At 67.9% G+C, this 8,291-nt stretch carries 7 protein-coding genes and 1 riboswitch; all 7 genes read right to left on the minus strand.

Annotated elements, in window-relative coordinates; translation table 11 throughout:
• Positions 1-768: 768 nt before the first annotated feature.
• The 7 genes from ETD83_RS36440 to ETD83_RS36475 all read right to left on the minus strand — a co-directional run bounded on the left by ETD83_RS36440 (position 769) and on the right by ETD83_RS36475 (position 8,067).
• Positions 769-1,125 carry a hypothetical protein gene (locus ETD83_RS36440; protein WP_138649760.1) on the minus strand — a complete coding sequence of 119 codons (357 nt, stop codon included), beginning with the start codon at positions 1,123-1,125 and terminating at the stop codon, positions 769-771.
• A 62-nt stretch (positions 1,126-1,187) separates the two neighbouring features.
• Entirely contained in the window at positions 1,188-1,775 is a 588-nt protein-coding gene (locus tag ETD83_RS36445; RefSeq protein WP_138649761.1) for a phospholipid scramblase-related protein, read from the minus strand.
• 312 nt (positions 1,776-2,087) lie between these two features.
• A complete protein-coding gene (locus tag ETD83_RS36450) occupies positions 2,088-2,696 on the minus strand; it encodes a phospholipid scramblase-related protein (RefSeq protein ID WP_138649762.1) in 609 nt (202 codons plus the stop codon).
• 214 nt (positions 2,697-2,910) lie between these two features.
• The gene (groL, locus tag ETD83_RS36455) at positions 2,911-4,539 is read right to left on the minus strand and encodes a chaperonin GroEL (protein WP_138649763.1); all 1,629 of its coding nucleotides are present in this window, start codon (positions 4,537-4,539) and stop codon (positions 2,911-2,913) included.
• A 759-nt stretch (positions 4,540-5,298) separates the two neighbouring features.
• On the minus strand, positions 5,299-5,577 hold the full coding sequence (locus ETD83_RS36465) for a MoaD/ThiS family protein (protein ID WP_138649765.1): 279 nt from the start codon (positions 5,575-5,577) through the stop codon (positions 5,299-5,301).
• Between the two features lie 10 nt (positions 5,578-5,587).
• The gene (gene thrC / locus ETD83_RS36470; RefSeq protein WP_138649766.1) at positions 5,588-6,832 is read right to left on the minus strand and encodes a threonine synthase; all 1,245 of its coding nucleotides are present in this window, start codon (positions 6,830-6,832) and stop codon (positions 5,588-5,590) included.
• A 16-nt stretch (positions 6,833-6,848) separates the two neighbouring features.
• Positions 6,849-6,990, minus strand: a riboswitch (SAM riboswitch).
• Between the two features lie 114 nt (positions 6,991-7,104).
• Positions 7,105-8,067: a cation diffusion facilitator family transporter gene (locus ETD83_RS36475; RefSeq protein WP_138649767.1), complete on the minus strand. Its 963-nt coding sequence runs from the start codon at positions 8,065-8,067 to the stop codon at positions 7,105-7,107.
• Positions 8,068-8,291: the final 224 nt, after the last annotated feature.

The following is an 8,291-nucleotide window of genomic DNA, read 5'->3' on the forward strand; positions in this document are numbered from 1 at the left end:
AGCACGCCGCCAGCGTTCGTCCTGAGCCAGGATCAAACTCTCCATTAAGGCCCAACGACCAAGACAGAGGGGCGAACCCCCACCTCAGCCAAACCATGGAAACAATCCCAGCACCACAACCCCCCACAAATGAAGGGTTGCATTGCCTCAAAGAAATCCCCAACCACCCCCACACAAGCAGGGCGGCCGCGGGGACGGCCCAGCCAAAATAACGACCGGACCGTATAAAGGCACTGGCTTTTAACACGCTGTTGAGTTCTCAAGAAACGGACACCCACCGCGCTGGATCCGCTTTCGCGTTTCCCGCTCCGGGGCGACTCTTCTTACTTTAGCGGATCCGGCCGAACTGTCAATTTCGACCTTTTCCGTTGCCTCGGCCGTTGTCGCTTGCGCGGCTTCTTCCGGGGCGGTGTTGCTATTTCATCAGATTCAGCTCGATTGTCAAAACCGAGCCTTTCCGTCCCACCACGACAGTCCGGGCGCGGCTAAGCCGCGTCGGTTGGTTCGAAGTGGGTTCCCCTCGGGCCGGCCGCCTACCGGCGTCCGCTACCCCGTGGGGCGAAGTGAACAGTATGCCCCTGAGGTGCGGACGTCAAACCGGCTCGCACGTCCTGGCGGCGCCAAATCGGCCGGAGCATCGCCACTGGTCCGCTCGCACACCCGTCCGACCTTGGGTTTTGTCCTATCTTGCACCATCCTGCGGCCCGAGGAACGCTTGCCAGGCCGCCAATGTTTCTTTTTGGCAACGGCGGTGACGGAGGGACGGTTTTACGGCTTGGCCAGGTATCCGCCGATGAAGAGGACCCCTTCGGCCAGGACCCAGGCGAATGCCGCCAGGGTGAGAAGCGCGTCCAGCCGATCGGGTCTCTGCCGTACACCCGGCATCGCCCATGCCGTCGCGGCGATGATGAGAGCGAGGACGGCCACCGGTGCCGAGACGCGGACGGCATCGTCGAATCCCGCGCTGCATCCCGGATCGCGCTGTTCGTCTTCACCGCAGAAGGCGGTCGCGCCCCAGCCGCCCAGGGCGGAGAAGGCCCAGAGGGCGGCCAGCACGCAGTTCGCGATCGTCGGAATCGCCGGCGAGATCCACCAGCTGTTCGGACGCCCGGGCGTGGCCTGCACGAACGGAAGGTACCTCGCGGCGGCACGACCGGGAAGTCCTGGGCGGGGACGACGATCGCGGATCAGGTGATCTCTTTGGCCTCGTGCAGGTTCATGTCCATCACGATCGCCGTCATGACGGCCATGGTCCGCAGCGGTTCGGGAACGGGGTCGAAGATTTCCACGGCGTATTTGTCGGCCGTCGTCAGCAGGTGGGTGGCGAGGCCGGCCCACTTCTTCCGGACGTGAGCGACCCTGGAGCCGTCGGTGTCGGTCACCTCGAAATTGTTCCGGGGCACGTCCACGGAGACGGCGCCGATCAGGGTGCCGTCGCCGTCATAGACGACATACCGGCGTCCGACCCGTTCGGTGACGAACGAGCCGAAGGCGTCGCCCTCCGGGTCGAGGATCTCGGTGTATTCCCGTCCCCGCTGCTTGTCGACGATCAGGACGGGGGCCCCGTCGGGCGTGGTCAGCACGACGGCGCGGGCGTCGAGGTTGGACTTGCCGGCGAACACGCCCCGCATCTCGGCGCGGCCCTGGTCGTCGGTGGGCGCCGCGATGGCGAGGACGACGCCGGCGTCGTCGAGCACCTTGTACCGCGACTTGGCGAACGGGCCCCTCCGAGGCTGTTCGACCTTGAGCACCGAGGAGCTGAACACTTCGTTCACGCGTTCTCCTGTCTCATCGGCCGCGCGGGCGACCTTTCCGTTCACCGTCCCGGAGCGTCGACACCCTTCGGTGCGCTGCGCCGTCCAAGCGGCGATCCTGCCAAGCCCGGCCCTTCAGCGGAAGCACATTCCGGAGCCGGGCGCCCCGCCGAGCGCTGCTTACCCGGACTGACCTGCGCGGGGGACGTCGAGTTGTCACGTTCGGGAGACTGACTTGTGTCCGCAGGAGAGCGTCGTCCAAGAGGACGATCGCCCGTCGTGGTCGTGGCCTCCTTCCTGGCCCATTGGAGGGACCGGCGGCGGAAGGGCTGGTCAGGGTGCCAGGCCGTCGAGGAAATCCGGCACGTCCTTTCCCTCGTACAGCATCAGGTCGAGCGCGATCGGCGCTGCCACGACGAGTATCCGCAACGGGTCGGTCAGCGTGTGGAAGAACGTCACCGAATACCGGTCCGCGGTGGTCAGCAGTTCGGTCGCCATGCCCTTCCATTTCTTGTCGACCTGCGCGACGTGGGTGCCGGCGGCGTCCAGCGCCCTGAACTTCCTGGCGGTCCTGTTGCCGTCCAGCTTGCCGACAGGGCGTTCCGCCGCGTCGAGCAGCAGGTAGCGCCATTGGTAGGCGTCCATCCGGATCGACCCGTGCAGGGTGCCGTCCGGTGTGCTGACCCAGGTCGCGCGGGTGGTCTTCGGGCGTTCGATCATCAGGACCGGGGTGCCCTGGGCGTTCTCCACCTGGACGCTCCGCTGATCGCCGCCGTCCAGCATCACCGCTCGCCACGCCTGGCGCTTCAGCGAAACGGATCGCTCCTCCGCCCTGGCCAGCAGGGTGCCGCCCGCGTCGAACACCTTGTACTGGGACTTCGCGGAGGGGACGCGGCGCGGCTGCTCGATCCTGAGTACGGGAGAACTGAAGAGATCGCTCACATGTCCTCTTTACGCTGCCCTGCGGCGTGGACGTCCGGTCCGGGACGGTGGCGCCCGCGGCCGGCCGAACACACTGATCACGTTGTCTGACGTGCGAGCGTCCAGGCTGGTTCGGCCGCGCGCGAAACCCGCGGAAAGGCCGAAGGGACGGCCCGGACAGGACCGTCCCTTCGTATGCGTACCGAGTCGGACGCGTGAACCCGATCGAGCCGGATCAGAAGTCCATGCCGCCGGCGTCGGGCATGCCGCCCGCCGGGGCCGGGTTCTTCTCGGGCTTCTCGGCGATGACCGCCTCGGTGGTCAGGAACAGCGCGGCGATCGACGACGCGTTCTGCAGCGCGGACCGGGTGACCTTGGCCGGGTCGATGATCCCCGCGTCGAACATGTTGACGTAGTCGCCGCTCGCGGCGTTGAGGCCCTCGCCCGGGGTCAGGTTGCGGACCCGCTCCACCACGACGCCGCCCTCGAGACCGGCGTTGACGGCGATCTGCTTCAGCGGCTCCTCCAGAGCGCGCTTCACGATGTTCGCGCCGGTGGCCTCGTCGCCCGCGAGCTCCAGCTTGTCGAACGCCTTGGCGCCCGCCTGGATCAGCGCGACGCCACCACCGGGGACGATGCCCTCCTCGACCGCGGCCTTCGCGTTGCGGACGGCGTCCTCGATGCGGTGCTTGCGCTCCTTGAGCTCCACCTCGGTGGCGGCGCCGGCCTTGATGACCGCGACACCGCCCGCGAGCTTGGCCAGCCGCTCCTGCAGCTTCTCGCGGTCGTAGTCGGAGTCGGTGTTGTCGATCTCGGTGCGGATCTGGTTGACCCGGCCCGCGATCTCGTTGGCGTCACCGGCGCCGTCCACGATCGTCGTCTCGTCCTTGGCGATGACGATCTTGCGCGCCCGGCCGAGCATGTCGACCGAGGTGTTCTCCAGCTTGAGGCCGACGTCCTCGCTGATGACCTGGCCGCCGGTCAGCGTGGCGATGTCGCCCAGCATGGCCTTGCGGCGGTCGCCGAAGCCCGGGGCCTTCACGGCCACGGACTTGAAGATCCCGCGGATCTTGTTGACGACCAGCGTGGCCAGGGCCTCGCCCTCGACGTCCTCCGCGATGATCAGCAGCGGCTTGCCGGACTGCATGACGCCCTCGAGGACGGGCAGCAGGTCCTTGTTGGCCGACACCTTGCCCTGAACGATCAGGATGTACGGGTCTTCGAGGACCGCCTCCATCCGCTCGGGGTCGGTCACGAAGTAGTGCGAGATGTAGCCCTTGTCGAAGCGCATCCCCTCGGTGAGCTCGAGCTCCAGACCGAACGTCTGGCTCTCCTCGACCGTGATGACGCCTTCCTTGCCGACCTTGTCCATCGCCTCGGCGATCATCTCGCCGATCTGCGGGTCGCCGGCGGAGATCGACGCCGTGGACGCGATCTGCTCCTTGGTCTCCACGTCCTTGGCGAGCTTGGACAGCTCCTCGCTCACCCGCTCGACCGCGGACTCGATGCCCCGCTTCAGCGACATCGGGTTCGCGCCCGCCGCGACGTTGCGCAGGCCCTCGCGCACCAGCGCCTGAGCCAGGACGGTGGCGGTGGTGGTGCCGTCACCCGCGACGTCGTCGGTCTTCTTGGCGACCTCCTTGACGAGCTCCGCGCCGATCTTCTCCCACGCGTCCTCGAGCTCGATCTCCTTGGCGATCGACACACCGTCGTTCGTGATCGTGGGGGCGCCCCACTTCTTCTCCAGCACGACGTTGCGGCCCTTGGGACCAAGGGTCACCTTGACGGCGTCGGCGAGCTGGTTCATGCCGCGCTCAAGACCGCGGCGGGCCTCCTCGTCGAACGCGATCATCTTTGCAGCCATAGGCTCCAGTCCTCCCGGAACAAGGTGGCTTAGACGGATCGAGCCGACGCCCGCGACGGACGGCCCCCGCCGACGACTGCCATTCCGCCGCCGGACTGAGGCCTCATCGCCCCGACCCAGACTGTGAAGTTGTCACTCTCCACAGCAGAGTGCCAACCGTTTTTTAGCACTCTACCCTGCCGAGTGCAAGCGGTGTGCATCGTCGTCCACCGAACCGTCACCAACCAGCCCCAACCCGTCCCCACCTGCGTCGGAGCCTTGTCCGGGGACGTCAGGCGTGTGCGGTTGTGATCCACTGTGCGCGGTCGTCCGCCGGTATCCGCGGAACTGTCGCCGTGTGGATTGATCGGGGTGGGGAGCGGTGGATCGCGTGGCCCGGCTCAGGTTCGGGCTGGGTGCGTGTCTTATTAAGCGCGGTCCTCGAAAGTTCGGGCGACCGTTTCTCTGACCTGTCGCTGCAGCCTTTTGTGCAGGGACGGGTCTAGACCCTCGGCCCCGAAGACCGCGTCTGTGAAGGCGTCTGTGTCCGCTGGTGGCGTGGTGCACAGGTTGGCCTGGTCCTCAGGGGTGAGGCAGAAGCCGAGGTGGAGGCACAAGTCGCGGAGTAGGAAGGCGATTTCCTCGGGAGAAGGGCTCGGAAAGGTCATGAAGGTTCGTTTAGGCCCGTGTTGATTCCCTTTTGGAGGGCGGTGAATTTGGTGGCGTCCGGGAACTCGATCCTGGCGCGCGGTGGGGGTGCGCCAGGATCGAGTTCGGCCTTCAGCCGCCGGCCACGGCGGGAATGATCGAGACCTGGGCGCCCTCGGGGGTCGGGGTGTCGAGGCCGTCGGCGAAGCGGACGTCCTCGTCACCGACGTAGACGTTGACGAAGCGGCGGATCTTGCCGGCGTCGTCGAGGATGCGGGCGGAGATGCCGGTGTAGCTGGCCTCAAGGTCGGCGACGACCGCGCGCAGGGTGGCGCCCTCGGCCTTCACCTCCGACTCGCCGCCGGTGTAGGTCCGCAGGATCGTCGGGATACGGACGGACACGTTGCTCATGGTGCTCCTTTCAAGCGAGGCCCGCGGCGCGGAACGCCTCCAGGGACGGGGCGATGTTCGCGGACGGCGCGACGACGGGTGCGACGGCGTCCAGGGTCTTCAGGCCGTCCCCGGAGTTGATGATCACGGTTTCGGCGGACGGGTCGAGGGCGCCGGAGGCGATGAGCTTGCGGAGGGTCGCGACGGTGACGCCGCCCGCGGTCTCGCCGAAGATGCCCTCGGTGCGGGCGAGGAGGCGGATGCCCTCGACCACTTCGGCGTCGCTGACGTCCTCGACGGAGCCGTTGGTGCGGCGGGCGACGTCCAGGACGTACGGGCCGTCGGCGGGGTTGCCGATGGCGAGGGACTTGGCGATCGTGTCGGGCTTCACCGGGCGGATGACGTCGTGGCCCGCCTTGAAGGCGTCGGCGACCGGGGCGCAGCCGGTGGCCTGGGCGCCGAAGACGCGGTAGGGCTTGTCCTCGACGAGGTTCAGCTTGATCAGTTCCTGGAACGCCTTGTCGATCTTGGTGAGCTGGGAGCCGGACGCGACCGGGACGACGATCTGGTCGGGCAGCCGCCAGCCGAGCTGCTCGGCGATCTCGTAGCCGAGGGTCTTGGAGCCCTCCGCGTAGTAGGGCCGGACGTTGACGTTGACGAACGCCCAGTCGTCCTGCTCCCCGGCGATCTCGGACGCGAGCCTGTTCACGTCGTCGTAGTTGCCGTCGACCGTGACGAACGTCCCGCCGTAGACCGCCGTTGTGATGATCTTCTGCGCTTCCAGGTTGGACGGGACGAACACGGCGCTGCGGATCCCGGCCCGGGCGGCGGCCGCGGCGACGGCGTTGGCGAGGTTGCCGGTGGACGGGCAGGCCAGCACCTTGAAGCCGAGCTCGCGGGCGGCGGCGAGCGCCACGGCGACGACGCGGTCCTTGAACGAGTGGGTCGGGTTGCCGCTGTCGTCCTTCACCCACAGGCTCTGCAGGCCGAGGCTCTCGGCGAGGTTGTCGGCGCGGACCAGGCGGGTGAAGCCGGGTTCGGTGTTGGGCGTCTCCGCGATGGCGGACGGGACGGGCAGCAGCCCCTTGTAGCGCCAGATGTTGCGCGGACCCGACTCGATGCTCTCGCGGGTCACTCCCCCGAAGTCGTAGGCGATCTCCAGGGGGCCGAAACACTCTTCGCAGGCGTAGTGGGGCCCGAGGTCGCGGGACGTACCGCATTCGCGGCAGACGAGAGCGGTGGCCGGTCCGAGGTCGGTGGCAGGCGTGAGTGCCATGCGAGCGAGGCCTTTCTTCCCATCTTTCCTGCGCCACCTTGGTCGCAGGCCGGAGTTGGCACCATCTCCCGGCCGGCCTCGCAGGATCGCGAGCGCACCTTAGCCGGGTGGTTGCCGGGGCTTCGTCGGGCCGGTCCCTCCACCCCTCTGGATGAGCGATATTCAGTTGTGACCACGAGCGCTTAGGGCTCGTATGCGTGACTTTACCTGATCTGACCGGATGCCAGACAGGTGGGTCCGCCGAGTGAGACGTTACCCGGCCGCCCTCTTGATCACGCGTGTTCCTCGGTGCGGTGGACCGGGTCGGCCGCGCGGTCGGCGGGGTGCTGGGTGGGGTCGAGGAAGACGTGGCGGACGGCCGGGATCTTTTCCCTGAGCCGCCGGTCGATGTCGCCGGCGACGTCCTCGGCCTGGTCGGCGCTGATGTCGTCGGAGAAGTGGACCTTGGCGGCGACGAGGATCTGCTCGGGGCCGAAGTGCATGGTGAGCAGCTCGCCCACGCCGGTCACGCCGGGGGCGCCGGTGATCTCGGCGCGGATGCGGCGCTGCTCGGCGGGGTCGGCGGCCCGGCCGATGAGCAGGCCCATGCTCTCGTGTCCGATCGAGAACGCCAGGCCGACGAGGAGGACGCCGATCAGGACGGACGCGAGACCGTCCCAGAAGTCGGAGCCGGTGATCTCGCGGAGCGTCAGCCCGGCGGCGGCGAGCGCGAGGCCGATCATCGCGGCGGTGTCCTCGAACAGCGCGGTCTTGAACGTGATGTCGGGCGAGCGGCGGACGTGGTCGACGAGGTCGCGGCCGTTGTCGCGGGTCTCCTTGCGCGCCTGGTAGTAGGCGCGGATCCAGGACGCCCCCTCCAGGACGAAGGCCAGCGCGAGGACGGCGAAGGCGAGCCACACGCTCGTCCCGGTGCCGCCGTGGCCCGTCATGGTCAGGATGCCCTCGAAGACGGAGAACCCGGCTCCGGCCACGAAGATCCCGAACGCGGCGAGCAGCGACCAGACGTACCGCTCGTTGCCGTATCCGAACGGGTGGCGCCGGTCGGGGGGACGTTCGCTGCGCCGCAGGGAGGTGAGGAGGAAACTCTGGTTGAGGGTGTCCGCCACGGAGTGCGCGCCTTCCGCGAGCATCGCGCTGGACCCGGCGAGGAGCCCGGCGATGAGCTTGGTAATCGCGAGGATGAGGTTCGCGGCACCGGCGACGAGCACGGTCTTCGTTGTCTCGGACCTGCTCATTTCCGGACGGGTACCCGCCGCTTTGTCCGCTAATCGCGACGGGGCGGGCGGTGAGGGCGTCGCCGGCGGCGGCGTGCGTCGGGCGGCGGGTGCGTGCCGGGCGGCGTGTGGGTCGCTTTGATGTGCCTCTGCGCCAACTGAGACCCTGCCGGTATGAGCCAAGTGCTGGTGGCATCGAACCGGGGCCCGGTGTCGTTCTCGCTGTCGGAGAGTGGGGATCTCAC

The sequence above is a fragment of the Actinomadura soli genome, from assembly GCF_005889715.1.
Taxonomy (GTDB): domain Bacteria; phylum Actinomycetota; class Actinomycetes; order Streptosporangiales; family Streptosporangiaceae; genus Spirillospora; species Spirillospora soli.